Source organism: Aneurinibacillus sp. REN35, assembly GCF_041379945.2.
Taxonomy (GTDB): domain Bacteria; phylum Bacillota; class Bacilli; order Aneurinibacillales; family Aneurinibacillaceae; genus Aneurinibacillus.
Map to the genome: position 1 here is coordinate 55,439 of NZ_JBFTXJ020000002.1, position 15,865 is coordinate 71,303.

General features: G+C 43.2%; 14 protein-coding genes. 13 read left to right on the top strand and 1 reads right to left on the bottom strand.

The features are described 5' to 3' along the window. Positions 1 to 27: 27 nt before the first annotated feature. The gene (def, locus tag AB3351_RS03485; RefSeq protein WP_371145741.1) at positions 28 to 564 is read right to left on the bottom strand and encodes a peptide deformylase; all 537 of its coding nucleotides are present in this window, start codon (positions 562 to 564) and stop codon (positions 28 to 30) included. 303 nt (positions 565 to 867) lie between these two features. Between def and AB3351_RS03490 the strand changes: the two genes are divergently transcribed. The 13 genes from AB3351_RS03490 to AB3351_RS03550 all read left to right on the top strand — a co-directional run bounded on the left by AB3351_RS03490 (position 868) and on the right by AB3351_RS03550 (position 15,776). Then, a complete protein-coding gene (locus tag AB3351_RS03490; RefSeq protein ID WP_371145742.1) occupies positions 868 to 1,953 on the top strand; it encodes a response regulator aspartate phosphatase in 1,086 nt (361 codons plus the stop codon). Then, complete coding sequence (locus AB3351_RS03495) at positions 1,950 to 2,087, top strand: hypothetical protein (protein WP_371145743.1); 138 nt, start codon at positions 1,950 to 1,952, stop codon at positions 2,085 to 2,087. The genes AB3351_RS03490 and AB3351_RS03495 overlap by 4 nt, the downstream gene beginning before the upstream one ends. Before the next feature lie 119 nt (positions 2,088 to 2,206). Continuing rightward, on the top strand, positions 2,207 to 2,416 hold the full coding sequence (locus tag AB3351_RS03500; RefSeq protein WP_371145744.1) for a small, acid-soluble spore protein, alpha/beta type: 210 nt from the start codon (positions 2,207 to 2,209) through the stop codon (positions 2,414 to 2,416). Between the two features lie 301 nt (positions 2,417 to 2,717). Further along, positions 2,718 to 5,357 carry a cation-translocating P-type ATPase gene (locus tag AB3351_RS03505; RefSeq protein ID WP_371145745.1) on the top strand — a complete coding sequence of 880 codons (2,640 nt, stop codon included), beginning with the start codon at positions 2,718 to 2,720 and terminating at the stop codon, positions 5,355 to 5,357. A gap of 126 nt (positions 5,358 to 5,483) precedes the next feature. Beyond that, positions 5,484 to 5,699: a hypothetical protein gene (locus tag AB3351_RS03510; protein WP_371145746.1), complete on the top strand. Its 216-nt coding sequence runs from the start codon at positions 5,484 to 5,486 to the stop codon at positions 5,697 to 5,699. A gap of 301 nt (positions 5,700 to 6,000) precedes the next feature. Next, the gene (locus tag AB3351_RS03515) at positions 6,001 to 7,989 is read left to right on the top strand and encodes a tetratricopeptide repeat protein (RefSeq protein ID WP_371145747.1); all 1,989 of its coding nucleotides are present in this window, start codon (positions 6,001 to 6,003) and stop codon (positions 7,987 to 7,989) included. Positions 7,990 to 8,128: 139 nt separating this feature from the next. After that, entirely contained in the window at positions 8,129 to 8,446 is a 318-nt protein-coding gene (locus tag AB3351_RS03520; protein ID WP_371145748.1) for a hypothetical protein, read from the top strand. A 37-nt stretch (positions 8,447 to 8,483) separates the two neighbouring features. After that, a complete protein-coding gene (locus tag AB3351_RS03525; RefSeq protein WP_371145749.1) occupies positions 8,484 to 8,786 on the top strand; it encodes a hypothetical protein in 303 nt (100 codons plus the stop codon). Between the two features lie 157 nt (positions 8,787 to 8,943). Next, on the top strand, positions 8,944 to 9,222 hold the full coding sequence (locus AB3351_RS03530) for a hypothetical protein (protein ID WP_371145750.1): 279 nt from the start codon (positions 8,944 to 8,946) through the stop codon (positions 9,220 to 9,222). Positions 9,223 to 9,565: 343 nt separating this feature from the next. Continuing rightward, positions 9,566 to 11,080 carry a class I adenylate-forming enzyme family protein gene (locus AB3351_RS03535; protein WP_371145751.1) on the top strand — a complete coding sequence of 505 codons (1,515 nt, stop codon included), beginning with the start codon at positions 9,566 to 9,568 and terminating at the stop codon, positions 11,078 to 11,080. A 108-nt stretch (positions 11,081 to 11,188) separates the two neighbouring features. Then, the gene (locus tag AB3351_RS03540) at positions 11,189 to 13,273 is read left to right on the top strand and encodes a sigma 54-interacting transcriptional regulator (protein ID WP_371145752.1); all 2,085 of its coding nucleotides are present in this window, start codon (positions 11,189 to 11,191) and stop codon (positions 13,271 to 13,273) included. A 156-nt stretch (positions 13,274 to 13,429) separates the two neighbouring features. Beyond that, positions 13,430 to 14,575, top strand: coding sequence for an acyl-CoA dehydrogenase family protein (locus AB3351_RS03545; RefSeq protein ID WP_371145753.1), 1,146 nt, complete (start codon positions 13,430 to 13,432; stop codon positions 14,573 to 14,575). A 19-nt stretch (positions 14,576 to 14,594) separates the two neighbouring features. Continuing rightward, positions 14,595 to 15,776: a thiolase family protein gene (locus AB3351_RS03550; protein ID WP_371145754.1), complete on the top strand. Its 1,182-nt coding sequence runs from the start codon at positions 14,595 to 14,597 to the stop codon at positions 15,774 to 15,776. Positions 15,777 to 15,865 lie beyond the last annotated feature (89 nt).

Here is a 15,865-nt window from a genome sequence, read left to right on the forward strand (position 1 = left end):
GAATTTGCAAGCGGAAGCTGCTGTTGCCTAGAAAAGCTCATTGTCACGTTTATTTCCATGAGATAAACGGATTACATCAAGGAGGTTTATTTTCTTTTTTGATATTTGGTGGTAAAGCTCATTTCCCTGAACGTGATCAATGAATAAGATGCCGTTTAGATGGTCGATTTCATGTTGGATGCAGCGAGCGAGAAAACCTTTTGCTTCTAATGAAAATTCTTCGCCTTTTCTATTGAGGCTCTTTATCTTAACGTAATTCGCCCTCTTTACAAGTCCTGTGAACTTCGGAAATGATAAGCAGGCTTCTGGACCTACCTGCTTCCCCCTTGCCTTTATAATCTCAGGGTTAATTAGCTCAATCAATCCTTCCCCACAATCCATCACAACGATTCTTCTAAGTATTCCAACCTGTGGGGCAGCAAGGCCTGCGCCATCGTCTGTTGCATACAATGTATCAGCCATGTCATCGAGAAGCGTTAAGGTTTTTGTTGTGATTTCCGATACAGGTTTGGCTGCTTTTCTTAATATAGGATCACCAAATCGAACAATGTTTTTTTGTGCCATCTCCTCACATCCTTTGATTTAATATGATACGGTGCATGTTTTCCCTTCCTTGTTACGTTGGTAATACACAGGCGTCAAAAAAACGCCGCCTGTGTATGGTAAGCTATTTTACAGCAATAAGGTGTAAAAATATGATCGTAATGTCGATAAATGTTAGTAATTTACAAAAAATGGGTCTATCATATGTATAAAAAAAGAGGTATATTTTTTATACAAGAGATAATGTTAAAAATTTACTTATTGTATACGCCAAGTTGTACAGTACAGCTTTTCTCTTGATGGTCTTGGTATGGAGGTCTGTTTATGCAAGGGTATTATGAAGTAATTACTTCCGAACAGATGATGAAGCTGCTAAATACTTGGTACATCCATATTCGAGAAGAAAATGAAGAAGTAATTCACAGTATGAAAGAAGAAGTAGAAGAAAAAATTAGTAGAATGGAGAAGAACCAGACCCTTTTAGTTTATTATTCCCTTCTAGATTTTCGTTATCGATTATTAAATGAAAGTGTAACAAGGAGTGAAGCTGTTCTTGAGCAAGTAGCGCCCGAAAAACTAGATGATTTTTTAGCTTACTATTATTACTTTTTCAAGGGAATGTATGAGTATAGTTTGAAAAACTATTGTGAAGCCATTTCCGCCTATACATTCGCCGAACAAAAACTTACAGTTATTCCGGATGAAATTGAAAAAGCGGAATTTCATTTTAAAGTTGCTTGGGCACTGAGCTTTATTCCTGATGTATATATCTCGCTACAGCATATACAAAAAGCCAAAACCATTTTTGATACATATCCAAACTATAAACGTAGACAGGCGGATTGTGAGAATTTATTAGGTATTTGCAGAATGCTTGAAAAAGATTTTATGCGAGCAGAAGAGCATCTTATGACAGCTTTGCATCTTGCGCAACCCCTGAAAAAAAATGAAGGATTATTGTACCGCATTACAAAAGATATCGGATATTTATATGCCGAACAGGGGTTATCAGATCAAGCAATTCCTTACCTGGAGGCTGCTTATAATAAACAAAAAAATAAAGGTTATAAAGCTGTTTTTCTCTTAGCAAGAGAGCGCTTCAAAATCGGTGACAAACAGAAAGCTATTGAATGGATCGAAAAAGGAATAATGATGTGTACAGAGATTGGAGAACAGGAATACATTTATCATTTTAATATGATTCATGCGATATACGATACTCATGATACGACAGTCATTCAGGATGGCATTGCGTATTTCCAGCAGAAAAAAAGTTGGGCCTTTGCCGAAGAATATGCTAAGACGTATGCTGATGCTTTGTACAAGCAGGAAAAGTATGAGGAAGCTTGTGAATATTATCAATTGGCTCTTCGAGCTGATAATAAATTACAAATGGAGGTTGTCAAATGATCAAGAAAACCAAAATGTTAGTAGGTCTGTTGGCGTTAGTTACTGCTTTTGGAATCACGGGACCATACGTAAAGGATACAACGGCTGTAAAAGGTAAGCCGTCGATTGGTACATTTGCCCATCACGGAGGATAATCACTGGGAAAGCTGATTTCAAAATGAAATCAGCTTTTTTCTTTTTGCGTATAATTTTCGTTATATAAGAAATGATAAGAGCAGCAATACCCATCATTAACCAAAGGAGGAAATATACTATGGCACAACGACAAAGCGGAAATCGTAATAATCTGGTCGCTCCTCAAGCGCGGATGGCGTTAGACCAGATGAAGTATGAAATTGCAACTGAATTTGGTGTGCAGCTTGGTCCAGATACGACTTCTCGTCAAAATGGATCTGTGGGCGGCGAAATTACAAAACGCTTGGTACAAATGGCAGAACAACAGCTTGGCGGCCGCATGCAGTAATAGGTACGCCATTGCTTGCAGTGAAACAAACATGATCATTACAATCACACCCTCTAAGCGTCAATCTTGGAGGGTGTTTGATTTTATACAGTAAGCATACATACATAAGAAATCAATGGGATCACCGGGTACGTATTTTTGCTACCATTGTAAATTAACATATTGAAAATTTTCTGTATTCATATGGTAGAATATCGTAGATAGCCAGTTCTTTCTGTTTAAGCTTCAGGTATAAAGCCAATATATTCATCAAGGGAGGGGCAAAAGAGATCCATTGAATTTGAAACGAAGGAGAAATGAAATGGAATTTTACCAACATAGCAAAGAAGACGTACTAGAACTCGTTAATTCCAATGGGAAGGGCCTATCAAGTGAGGAAGTGCAATCGCGTCTACAGCGGGATGGCTATAATGAACTTGCAGATAAAGACAAAGTGTCAACATATAAGCTATTTTTAGAAACATTTAAGGACCCGATGGTGGTTGTTCTTCTTATAGCAGCCGCAGTACAAATCCTGCTTGGTGAGATGGTTGAGTCATTAATTATTTTTCTTGTTCTGCTTATTAATTCAGTAATTAGTGTGGTGCAGACAAGGAAAGCGGAAAGCTCCTTAGAGGCATTGCGGGATATGTCTGCACCTGAGGCAAAAGTGATGCGCAATGGAACCAAACAAACAGTTGCGGCAAAAGAACTTGTACAAGGAGATATTGTTTTTCTTGAAGCTGGAGATTACGTACCTGCTGATGGACGTGTGCTAGAGAGCGGCTCATTGAAAGTAAATGAAGGTATGTTAACAGGTGAGTCAGAAGCTGTGGAAAAGTCAATAGAAGAAATCGGGGAAGAAGCAGCTCTTGGTGACCGCCGCAATATGGTATTCAGCAGCTCGCTAGTTGTGTATGGACGCGGTACTTTTGTCGTTACTGGTACTGCGGAAAAAACAGAGGTTGGTAAAATTGCTGATTTGCTTTCTAAAGCTGAACAAAAGGAAACGCCGCTACAGCGAAAATTACATGATTTCAGTAAGAAGCTGGGTATTGGTATTCTATTGCTTTGTATCGTCATTTTTGCTGTACAGGCTGCGCGTATTTGGTTTAGTGGCAGCGATGAAGACACGGTAAGCGCCTTGCTGCATGCGCTTATGTTTTCTGTCGCCATTGCGGTTGCTGCCATACCAGAAGCATTACAATCAATCGTTACTATTGTGCTTGCTGTTGGTACGAACAAAATGGCGAAACAGCACGCGATCATTCGAAAGCTTCCTGCTGTCGAAACGTTGGGATCGACACGGATTATTTGTACAGATAAAACAGGGACGCTCACACAAAACAAGATGACCGTTACAGATCACTTTTTACCTTTTAATAAGAATGAACGATTGCCAGAAAATCCAGATGATTGGGATGAAGCCGAGCGTTTGCTTGTCCACATTGCCGCACTCTGCAACGATTCCTATATTAATCAAGATGGTCAGGAAGTAGGCGATCCGACAGAGGTTGCCTTGATCAAGTTTGCGGATAAACATGCACACGAATATGAGCAGCTTCGTGCAACGCATCAACGACTATCGGAAATACCGTTTGATTCCGATCGGAAGCTTATGTCAACGCTCCATATCATTGATGGGACACATAGGATGCTAACGAAGGGCGGTCCTGATGTGATGTTCAATCGTGCCAGCTACGTGTTAGTAAACGGTGAAGAACAGCCAATGACCGATGATTTATTAGAACGTTTCACAGGCGCGAATGAAGAGTTCTCCAATCAGGCCTTACGGGTCTTGGCTTATGGTTATAAACGCCTGCCGGAAGGTAAAACACACATCGACCATGAAGAAGAGTACGATCTTGTATTAGTCGGTTTGACGGCGATGATGGACCCGCCTAGGGAAGCGGTGTATAGCTCGATAGAGGAAGCGAAAAAGGCAGGCATTCGTACGATTATGATCACAGGTGATCATAAAACAACAGCGCAGGCGATTGGCCGTGATATTGGATTAATGGGTGAAAATGATATTGCTGTTACGGGTCAGGAACTCGATACCATGTCTGAAGAAGAACTGGACCAAAAACTCGATACCATCTCTGTATATGCGCGGGTATCGCCTGAAAATAAAATTCGCATCGTGCGGGCATGGCAGAAAAAAGGGGCGGTGACGGCGATGACGGGCGATGGTGTCAATGACGCGCCAGCATTAAAACAGGCGGATATAGGCATTGCGATGGGAAGTGGGACCGATGTTGCCAAGGATGCGGCTGCGATGATTTTAACGGATGACAACTTTGTATCCATTGTTAAGGCTGTCCAAGTTGGCAGAACAGTGTTTGATAATATTAAGAAGGCGATTAGTTATTTATTTGCAGGGAATTTGGGAGCAATCATTGCCATCCTGTATGCAGTCATTTTTAATCTGCCTAACCCATTCACTGCCTTGCAGCTCCTATTTATTAATCTTGTTAATGATTCCCTACCTGCCATTGCCCTGGGTGTAGAAAAATCGGAGCCAAATGTCATGCAGAAAAAACCACGCGCAGTTGATGAGGGTATATTTGCTGGTGGAACAATGAAGGCGGTACTGACACGCGGCATGCTCATTGGGATTGCGGTTATTGTTTCCTTTTATATTGGCCTATCACATTCGGATGAGATGGGTGTGGCAATGGCATTTACTACGCTCATTCTATCTAGAACACTACAAACATTTGCGGCCCGTTCCAATACACAAACCGCAATAGGGTTCGGATTTTTTAGCAATAAATATGTCATTGGTGCAGTTGTACTAGGATTTGTACTATACGGCGTTACTGTCTTGCCGTTTACTCGTGGTATCTTCAGTATCCCGCCTGAATTTGGCATGACAGACTGGTTGATAGCGACAGCACTTGCCCTAGCTTCTGTCGTTCTAATGGAAATTGTAAAAGTGATTCAGCATAGGACTGTTTAATACGAGATGAATCTGTAAGAACTTCGCCAAGCAACGTGCCGCTAATTGATTTATCATATGGAATTTTATGTTTTTATAAACACCCCTCAAGAGGATTATAATGAGTACATATAAAAAGGGGTGTATATGATGAATAAGGTATATATTGTTGTATCTGTTCTCGTTTTACTTTTCCTTGTTGTTTTTCCTCTATCTCTTCGTTTCCTGCATTCGGAAAAAAGAAAAGAGGCGAAGTATAAAAAGGAATTAAAACGTAGAGCGGCACAGATTTATCATCATCAGCAAGAGTTGGATGCCTTGTCAGCCCAACGACAGGAGCGGGTAAGTAAAAAAGGATCGTAGATCGGCAATTGCCGAATGTACGATCTTTTTTTATAAAACGAAGCAATCAGTTGCTATGTTAATCTCATCCTGCTGACTAGATCACTGATAGGTGGAGTGTTGTCTTACAATGAAGTGACAAAAATTTTTAGTAGCATGAAAATAGACAGGTTGAAAATTAGTTCTTTATGCTTGGAGGAAAATACAAGTTCTGTGTAGAAAATGGGAAAAATGTGGGCTTTTTTCAGCGTGAAAGTCGTATAATAGCACGGCTGATACAGGTTACAGAGCCCTATTTCTATCGACTATAGGAGACGAAGCCATGTTGTTACTCACACTTTTTTACCGTTCATTTGCAAGGAAAAATAACAAGCTAAGAAAATGGGAACGTACAGTTTCCTGGTATGAGAAGGTACAGGCACGCTGGATGAGTGTGGAGGATAAAAAGAATTATGCTGCTGCCCTGCATGAATGCGGTCGTACTGAAGAGGCAATTACGATAATGAATCAATTGATTGAACAGCACCCTGAAACAGACTTTTTATATGGGATAAGAGCCCATATTCTTCGGGAAATAGGCCGAGAAGAGGAGGCTGTTGAGGACTTAAATAAAGCAATCGAAATTAATGCCGTCCCTTTTCATTATTGGTATACAAGGGCGCTGGCCCATCAGGATTTGGGACATTTTACTGAATCAGTTATTGATTTCAAGGAAGCTATCGATAGGGAAAGCCCTCATACTGCCTACTCTACCTGGTATGAGATGGGTGTATCATATTTGCGGATGGAAGAATACGGACAGGCTATACAAGCGTTGAGGATGTGTGTAGAGGATGAAGACAAAGCGCTGCCCATCTTTTATTACCGATTAGCAGAAGCGCATCAATCCCTTGGAGATATTGCTGTAGCTATTAGTTATCTTGAAAAGGCGGCGGAGCGCCACGCTTTTCTTGATTCTCTTGAAGATAAAGGGAGGCGCATTATTTGTGAACAGGGAGCCTATTCGGCAGACGCCTTTCATACCTTTCGCTCATTTTGTGAAGAGATGCTATCTTTTGCGATTGAATTGGCAGACTTGTATATAGAACAAGGGGAGCTGGAAAAGGCGGTTGACGCATTGTCGGAGGGACTGCTTCGGCACCCCGAGACGGATGTATTATATTATCGCCGTGGACTTCTCTATCACAGGCTTAGAGAATGGGAGAAGGCAGGAGATGACCTGGACCGGGCTCTTGCGTTAGATCCTGAGTTTCTCATGGCATGTGTGGAGAGGGCTGTGTTATATATAAGTACAGGCGAGGATGATTTGGCCTTGCAATATTTACAGCGTGCGAAGACGATTGATTCTGCCCATCCGCTTGTGCCTTATTGGATGGGAGATATCTTCTCACGGAGGCAGCAGGTAAAAGAGGCGCTATCTTGCTATGACGAATTGATTGAGTTAGAAGCCGATGACCCGATCAATTTTATCAAGCGCGGTGAAGTATATGAAGAGCTAGGCTACTATGCGAAGGCAGAAGAAGATTATACAGCAGCAGCCGAATTAAGCGAGACGGCGGATGTTTATATGAAAAGAAGCTATGTTCGACATCAAATAGGCCGTTATATGGAGGCGCTGCATGATTTGGAGCAGGCGGAAGCCTTGGATTCGAATCTGCGTGAGAGTAATGGTTTTCTTATTGGGCGTGGGATGAACCTGCTGCAATTGGGAGCGTATGAAGATGCTGAACACGCATTTATAAAAGCCATCGAAAACAACCCGGAAGTGCCATTTTTATATGAGCAGGCTGCTGTGTGTAAGATGAACCGCAACAGGCATATGGATGCAATTGTGATGTGTACAAAAGGATTGGAAATAGATGACCGTTATCATCCATTAGTACAGTTGCGCGGATTTTTGTATTATCAGAGTGGAGAATACGTAAGAGCGTTAGAGGATGCCGGACGCTATACGCTACTTAAAGAAGATGATGCATCCGGACACTACAACTTGGGGCTTGTTTATAAGGAATTACATGATTTTGATAAGGCGCGTGCTGCATTTACTCGTTGTATTCAAGAAAATGTAGAGTATGGAGATGCGTATATAGAGCGAGCGTATCTATATTATGATGCTCTGCAATGGGAGGAAGCAGCGTCCGATTTGGCCAGATGGGCATATTATACGAACCAGGGAAAAGCGGATGAAGAGATATATGGGGTGTTAGATGAGATCGAAGGGTTTACAGAGCAGATTATTGAAGAAGCGAAAGACAAAGTTATAAGTCTTACTTCAGGTCCTTCATATATAGGGAAAAAATTCTTGCATTAGAAGATAGAGGTAGACGTTACTTCCAGCAGCTCACCTGGCTTGATTCAGGCGAGCTGTTTTATTTGATTCAGCTTTTCGTCCAAGCCACTTTTGTCCTGCTTTCATATGATGATTATGTAGCGATGAAAGAGGTGAGAGAATGAAAAAAAGAATTATAAGTGTCAACAAAGATCCAAAAGCAAACAAAAATATCAAACAAACTTCTGACATGCTAGAAATGGAAAAAATCATGCGGGAAACAGAACAACTTTTATATAGAATCCCTATCTTTCTTAGCATTCCGAATCGATTAAATTCCAAGCAGCAGGCATTTGTTCAGCGTCTGATTAGAGAAATTAGATCAGAATTGTTATTTTCCCGTACATTGCCGCGTACTGAGCAGTATCCCGAGCCTCCACTAACAAACGTTCGTCGTATGATGCTACGGATTAGTAGCTGCAAACCTGCAGCAGCGTGAGGTAAAGGTTTTGCAAAATAATCTGGGGAAAGTACCGATGCCGCCACAAGAATTCTGGGAAGGGTCGGCCTTTTCACAAATTGAACCTGCTATGGCGTATCTATATGGTCTCCCTTTGCTGCTTATCTTAGAAGCGGATGTTGAGGAGACAGGATTCTTTCAGCTTGGTCAGGGTCCGTTTCTGCGGTTGACATGGGATTCTAAAAGGCCGCTTGATGAATTTTTTGGAAGTATTGTTTGGAAGGAAATTCTTCGAAACTGGGTTGCGCATGTCAGAAACGGTTATTATATTCAGACAGAACCTGAATTTAAATATAGTTGTAACAACAATAACGAATAAGTATCTAGAAAGCAGCTATTTGGAATGATGAGGGTAGCTGCTTTCATTTATGCTTTGTGTACTATATGAAAAGATAAAAAATGGTCAATTGGAATGGGATGCCTGTCCAGACATTTGAGAGGGAAACAGAATAGTATAGTATACAACAATTCCTTTCATGAAAGCAGTTGTTGATGCAATAGCAAAGGGGGGATTCTCATGTATTATTACGATTGGAGTGACGGCAAGTCCTGTGATTGTCATAAAAAACACCATCATGAAGATCATTTTTGTAAAAAACACCGCTGCCATCCGCACGATTGCCATAAGAAACATGAACACGATGATGAATGCTATGAGTATGAATTTGAATACAGATGCGACTGTTACTGGTGCTTCAAAAAGAAAAAGAAAGAAAAATGGTGCGGCTGTTAAATGCATAAATAAGTCACGATAGTATATCCCAAGACCTCTCCTGATTGATAGGAGAGGTCTTTAATATAATGGATAGGCAGCTAGTAAAGTTCATCCTAATTACGAGAATCATACTGTCCGTTATCAGGACGATTTTTGTTTTGGAGGTTGTCCGTATTTCATACAATGTATGTTTGCACTTGCTAATAGTGTATGACAACGATGAAGAACGCGGCGTTGTTCTGCTCTTATTATTGACTGGCACGTTATTTGCTTCATACCCTAAAGAAGCTCGTTCGCGCCGGTCATCATGACCGAGAAATAGGCAGAGGATTTTATACATAGTAGTCGTGGGCTATTTATGAAGTTATGGGAGGAGAATGTATATGCTACTTTCGGATATATTGCAGCAGCACGCTGCAAATCAACCGGATCAAATCGTTACGATTTTCCAAGGACATGCAACAAATTATCAGCAATTGCAAAAGAAATGCCGCAATCTTGGTGGCTACTTCCATAGGCAAGGACTTGTTCAAGGGGATATAGTGGCCCTATTGGTCAATAATTCAGATTCGTTTGTGACATGCTATTTTGCCTGTCAAGCGGCTGGCCTTGTCGTTCTTCCGATTAATACTCGTCTGGCTCCGCCTGAAATTGAATATATTTTACAGCATTCTGAGGCTCGTCTGCTTGTATACGATCAGGAATTGTCAAGCGTGGTTGAACAACTGATTCCAAGCGTACCTGCCTTGCAGCATTTCGTGCATATAGGGGAGGGAGGCGGCGGCTTTGAACTGACTGAGGCAATCAAGCTTGGCGGTGATATTCCGGAACTTACACGGCAGGAGGATGATACGGCCGTTATTTTCTATACATCGGGTACGACAGGGAGGCCAAAAGGAGTCATGTTGACGCATCGCAATTGTGTCTCTATTGCTTCTATGTGGAATGAAGCGCTTGCCATGCGTAAGGATGATCGTGTCATGATTGTGGCTCCCTTGTTCCATTGCGCCGCAGCGCATGTGTTTATGCTGCCGACCATGTATGCAGGAGGTACCCTTGTTATCGAACCGGGCTTTCATCCGCAGGAAGCTGTGGATTCCATTCAGAAGAATGACGTCTCCATTTTCTTTGGAGTACCCGCTATGTATATGATTCTATTAAATACGCCGAAGATGGAAAACCTACAGGCACCGCATCTGCGTAAGTTCATGTACGGGGCAGCACCGATGCCCTATGAGCTAATTAGAAGAATCAAGCAGCTGTTCCCGCATATTGAGGTACAGAATCTGTATGGTCAGACAGAAAACTCTCCAGGCACATCGACATTAGGAGACGAGCATGCATTAAGTAAAGCTGGGTCAGTAGGAAAACCGTTGCCGCGCAGCGAGGTGCGGATTGTAGATGAGGACGGCAATGAAGTGCCGACAGGACAGGTCGGAGAAATTACGATCAAGGGCGATCATGTAATGAAAGGATATCTAAAGAACCCGGAGGCTACTGCGCTTGCTATGCAAAACGGATGGCTGCTAAGCGGGGATTTGGGCAAGTTCGACGAAGAAGGATTTCTCTATATCGTGGATCGCAAAAAGGATATGCTGATTCGCGGTGGTGAAAACATTTATCCGATTGAAGTGGAAGAAGTCTTGTATGAAATGCCGGAAGTGCTTGAAGCAGCTGTAGTTGGAGTTCCGCATGAAATATATGGGGAAATACCAAAAGCCTGTGTAGTGGTCAAGCCGGAATCTTTATTAACAGAAGAACAGGTACTCGCGTTCTGCCTAGAGCGTCTGGCCAAGTATAAGGTGCCGGCGTTGGTAGAATTCGTGGAGGCGCTGCCAAGGAATGCAAGCGGCAAAGTTCTTAAAACCGTGCTTCGCGGTGAAATTAAGTTCTCATAGTACTTGTTAAAAAGCCGTTGGCGATACGCTGACGGTTTTTGTCATTCTATTCTATAATAGGTAGATAGTGCACGTACAATGTAAATAGACAGGATAGGTGTGATGTATGTGATTCAACTACGAGAGATTATGACGCCTGTTACCGAATGGCTGCATCGTGAAGGTACATTATATCAGGCAATTGATATCATGAAGCGCAAAAAATGGAACATTGTCCCGGTAGTAGATGATGCGGGCTATCTTATTGGTGTGTTTACACGAAGTATTCTTTATCAGATGGTTATGGATGGTTGTGAGCTGCATACGTCAATTGGCGCATATATGCGGAAAGATGTGGTGGCATTCTCGGTGGATACCCCATATGAAATTCTTGAAAAGGTTGTTGAGAACAGCAATGTGCAATCAGCGGTTTTACTTGACAATGAGAAGCGGCCCATCGGTTTAATTTCGGCGATTGACTTTGCCTTAACACTTCTGCGTATGAGCTATTCGTTACGGGATCAGCTTGAAGCTATCCTGGCTACCTCGCAGCTTGGTGCTGTTATGACGGATGAGAGGAACCGGGTTATCTTTACGAATACTAGATTCTGTGACATGCTCGGCTGTACAGACAAGGAGGTCTTCAAGCGCGATATACAGGAGATTCTTCCCCCTATACATACAGCAGATTTAAAAGAGGTGAAACAGGATATTCATCGCAGGCTGCAGATTGGCAGTCACAGTGTCATCGTTCGTCTGTCCAAATACAAGACAGTGAAAGGGCAGGAAGGATTCATTGCCTTGTTTCAGAATATTTCAGAAGTGGAGCGAATGGCTGAGGAACTTGAATCGGTGACACGGTGGAAGACGATGCTTCAGACGATAATTGACAAGGCATATGATGGAATCGTTATGATTAATAAGAAGGGAAGTATATCCTTCTTAAGTCCATCGTTAATTGAGCTGTTTGAATTGGACGAATCGCAGGCGGTTCACCAGCCGATTGACACACTATTGCCTCAGCTTGATTTAACAAGAGTCGTCAAAAGCGAGCTTGCCGATATTAGTGATTTTATGGAGGTAAACGGTATTCAATACATCGTTCACCGCATTCCTATCTTTCAGGAGCAGCAGGTAGTAGGCGCGATTGGTAAAGTAATGTTTCGACAGCTTCAAGAAGTACGTGAGAGCTTCAAGCGATTTGATAGCCATGAATCCAAGAATGAGGGTTTGAAGCAGCAGAGACGTTCAGAATCATCCCGCTTTACATTTGATGAGATTGTTACGCAGGACTATCAGATGCAGAAGCTGGTTCGAAGTGTAGGTAAGGCGGCAAAGGGGCGCTCTACAATCTTAATTCGCGGAGAAAGCGGAACGGGGAAAGAGCTGTTTGCCCATGCTATCCATAGTACAAGCCCGCGTAACGACCAGCCGTTTGTCACCGTGAACTGTGCAGCCATTCCGGAACATCTATTGGAGTCTGAGTTTTTTGGCTATGATGAAGGGGCCTTTACAGGAGCGCGGCATAAAGGTAAAATCGGCAAATTCGATCTGGCTCATGGCGGTACTTTATTTCTTGATGAGGTAGGAGACATGTCCCTTCCCCTGCAGGCGAAACTCTTGCGTGTGCTGCAAGAGGGAGAGTTCTACCGGGTTGGCGGAACGGATCGGATTCATGTGGATGTTCGTCTTATTTCTGCAACGAATCGTCCGCTTGAGGATATGGTAGAAAGCGGAATGTTCCGGGAAGATTTGTTTTATCGCCTCAACGTGATATCTTTTGAGATTCCGCCTTTGCGTCTGCGAAAAGGAGATATTCTTTTATTGTGTGATTTGTTTATTAAAGACTTAAATAAGGTAAATGGAACAAGCATTACCGGTATTGATCCAAAGGCTACGAGAGTAATGCTTGAATATGAATGGCCGGGCAATGTGCGCGAACTGCGTAATGTATTGGAGCGAGCGATGGTTTTTGCCGAATCAGGTAAGATCCGGGTCGATGATCTGCCAGATTATGTACTGAAAAAAACATCCCTGCCTGCCGCACAACCCCCCGTTCAGCAGCAAAACCTATTGAATAAAGCTGAACAGGATGCAATCCAGTTGGCCTTACAGAAAACAAACGGTAATAAATCAAAAGCGGCTCGTCTGCTTGGTATCAGCCGCTCTGTTCTATATGAGAAGCTAAAGAAGTATCAGACAAAGTGTCCATAAACAGGACACTTTTTTGTTTTGTATGTGTATGGATTTACAACATATCAGTCAAAAAATAACCTTTACCTTAGAAAAAATGGATGGGTATAGCTGGCATGAAAATTGCTTCAGAGTAGGTAAGGAGAGAACGTATACATTATGTTTGGAGGGGTTCGTATGACCAGCCGATATATTCAAGAGGAACATAAAATATTTCGTGATGCATTTCGTAAATTTTTGGAGAAGGAAGCGTATCCTCACTATGATGCATGGGAGAAAGCTGGAATCATTCCCCGAGAATTCTGGGACAAATTGGGTGAGAATGGCTTTCTTTGTCCGTGGCTTGACGAGAAATACGGCGGATTGAACGCCGACTTTGCATATGCCGTTATTATTAACGAAGAATTGGAGCGTGTCGGCTCAAGTCTAATTGGTGTGGGGCTGCATAACGATATTGTAGTTCCTTATCTGGATACATACGGAACAGAAGAGCAGAAAGAACGCTGGCTTCCGGGCTGTATTAGCGGAGGGCTGATCACAGCGATTGCAATGACTGAACCGGGTGCGGGATCAGATTTGGCAGGCATCCGGACGACAGCGGTACGCGATGGTGACCACTATATTTTGAATGGAGAGAAGACATTCATTACAAATGGGATTCACGCCGACTTGGTTGTTGTTGTATGCAAGACCGATCCAACTGCTAAGCCTGCACATAAAGGTATCAGTCTATTGGTAGTAGAACGTGACACCCCTGGATTCTCACGTGGTAAAAAGCTGGATAAGGTAGGACTGCGCAGCCAGGATACGGCTGAACTTATCTTTGATGATGCCCGTGTTCCTGTGCAAAACCTGCTCGGTGAGGAAGGTAAGGGATTCTATTATTTAATGGATAAGCTGCAGCAGGAACGATTGATTGTTGGGGTTGCGGCACAGGTCGCAGCGGAAGAGATGTTGAAGCTAACCATTGAATACGTGCAAAACAGAAAAGCATTCGGGAAGTCAATCGGCAGCTTCCAGAATACGCGCTTTAAAATTGCGGAGATGGCGACACAAATCGAAATCGGCCGTACATTCTTAGATGATCTGATCGTCAACCATATGGAAGGTAAGGATGTGGTGACGCAGGTCTCCATGGCGAAATGGTGGCTGACCGATATGGCGAAGCAGGTAGCGGCGGAATGCATGCAGTTGCACGGCGGCTATGGTTATATGGAAGAATACGAGATTGCCCGTCGCTATCGCGATATTCCCGTCACAGCCATCTATGCAGGCACAACCGAAATTATGAAAACGATCATTGCCAAAAATTTAGGACTATAAAAATAACGGAGGGATTTTCATGCGTGATGTTGTAATTGTAAGCGGGGTACGTACACCGATTGGAGATTTTTCAGGGGCGTTAAAAAGCCTAACTGCAGTAGACTTAGGAATTATTGCGCTGAACGCTGCGATTGAGAGGGCAGGCATTGCTTGTGACCAGGTGGAAGAAGTGCTCGCAGGCCATGTCTATCAGGCCGGATGCAAAGGGAATCCGGCTCGCCAGGTCGCATTAGGAGCGGGCTGCAGAGTGGAAACAGTGGCTGCTACAATTAATCAACAGTGTCCGTCCTCTATCCGAGCAGCGGAAATTCTTGTTCAAGAAATTATGCTAGGCAAGGTTGAAATCGGAGCTGCGGTAGGCTTTGAGAGCATGACGAATGTGCCGCATCTGCTGCCCAAAGCACGCGACGGCTTCCGGATGGGCGGCGGAGAGATCGTCGACTCGCTTTTGCATGATGCATTGATTGACCCATACAACAACTATCATATGGGCGTTACCGCGGAGAATCTTGCAGAGCAGTACAACATTTCCCGCGAGGAGCAGGATGCGCATGCGCTGCTTAGCCACCAACGCGCCTGCCAGGCGATTACGGAAGGGAAATTCAAAAATGAAATCGTGCCGGTAGAAGTAAAAACTAGAAAAGGGGCGCTCTTTATTGATACGGACGAACACCCGAACGATAAGACGAGTGCAGAATCACTCGCTGCCCTGCGTCCCGTATTCAAAAAGGATGGGACAGTGACAGCCGGTAACGCATCCAGCTTAAATGACGGAGCAGCCGCTCTCATTATTATGTCCGCTGATAAGGCTGAAGAGCTTGGGTTAAAGCCGCTTGCGCGCATTGTTGCCACAGCCTCTGCTGCGGTTGATCCGAAGGTTATGGGAATCGGCGTTGTTCCAGCGGTGGAACGTGCGCTGAAATTTGCAAATTTGAGCCTTGATGAGATTGGTTACTGGGAGATTAATGAAGCTTTTGCTGCACAGTTCCTTGCAGTAAACCGGGAGTTGAAGATCAATATCGAAAACGTAAATGCCAACGGGTCGGGTGTATCGCTTGGTCATCCGGTGGGTTCAACCGGTGTTCGTTTAGTGGTGACGATGCTTAATGAAATGAAGCGGCGAGGTGTGCGGTACGGTTGTGCCTCTTTATGCGCAGGCGGTGGACCTGCGGCAGCTATGATTGTAGAGATGCTTGACTAGAGTGCATACACTATGTTTGTTAAGGATGCATAAAGAAAAAAGAAAATCGGTCTTTTATCCAAGAAAAATATGAAAGAATACCTTTGAGC

Coding starts and splice junctions, on each gene's coding strand:
- AB3351_RS03510 (WP_371145746.1), top strand. CDS start 5,484: ATGATGAATAAGGTATATATTGTTGTATCTGTTCTCGTTTTACTTTTC.
- AB3351_RS03525 (WP_371145749.1), top strand. CDS start 8,484: ATGCCGCCACAAGAATTCTGGGAAGGGTCGGCCTTTTCACAAATTGAA.
- AB3351_RS03530 (WP_371145750.1), top strand. CDS start 8,944: ATGAAAGCAGTTGTTGATGCAATAGCAAAGGGGGGATTCTCATGTATT.
- AB3351_RS03500 (WP_371145744.1), top strand. CDS start 2,207: ATGGCACAACGACAAAGCGGAAATCGTAATAATCTGGTCGCTCCTCAA.
- AB3351_RS03545 (WP_371145753.1), top strand. CDS start 13,430: ATGACCAGCCGATATATTCAAGAGGAACATAAAATATTTCGTGATGCA.
- def (WP_371145741.1), bottom strand. CDS start 564: ATGGCACAAAAAAACATTGTTCGATTTGGTGATCCTATATTAAGAAAA.
- AB3351_RS03495 (WP_371145743.1), top strand. CDS start 1,950: ATGATCAAGAAAACCAAAATGTTAGTAGGTCTGTTGGCGTTAGTTACT.
- AB3351_RS03515 (WP_371145747.1), top strand. CDS start 6,001: ATGTTGTTACTCACACTTTTTTACCGTTCATTTGCAAGGAAAAATAAC.
- AB3351_RS03520 (WP_371145748.1), top strand. CDS start 8,129: ATGAAAAAAAGAATTATAAGTGTCAACAAAGATCCAAAAGCAAACAAA.
- AB3351_RS03535 (WP_371145751.1), top strand. CDS start 9,566: ATGCTACTTTCGGATATATTGCAGCAGCACGCTGCAAATCAACCGGAT.
- AB3351_RS03490 (WP_371145742.1), top strand. CDS start 868: ATGCAAGGGTATTATGAAGTAATTACTTCCGAACAGATGATGAAGCTG.
- AB3351_RS03505 (WP_371145745.1), top strand. CDS start 2,718: ATGGAATTTTACCAACATAGCAAAGAAGACGTACTAGAACTCGTTAAT.
- AB3351_RS03550 (WP_371145754.1), top strand. CDS start 14,595: ATGCGTGATGTTGTAATTGTAAGCGGGGTACGTACACCGATTGGAGAT.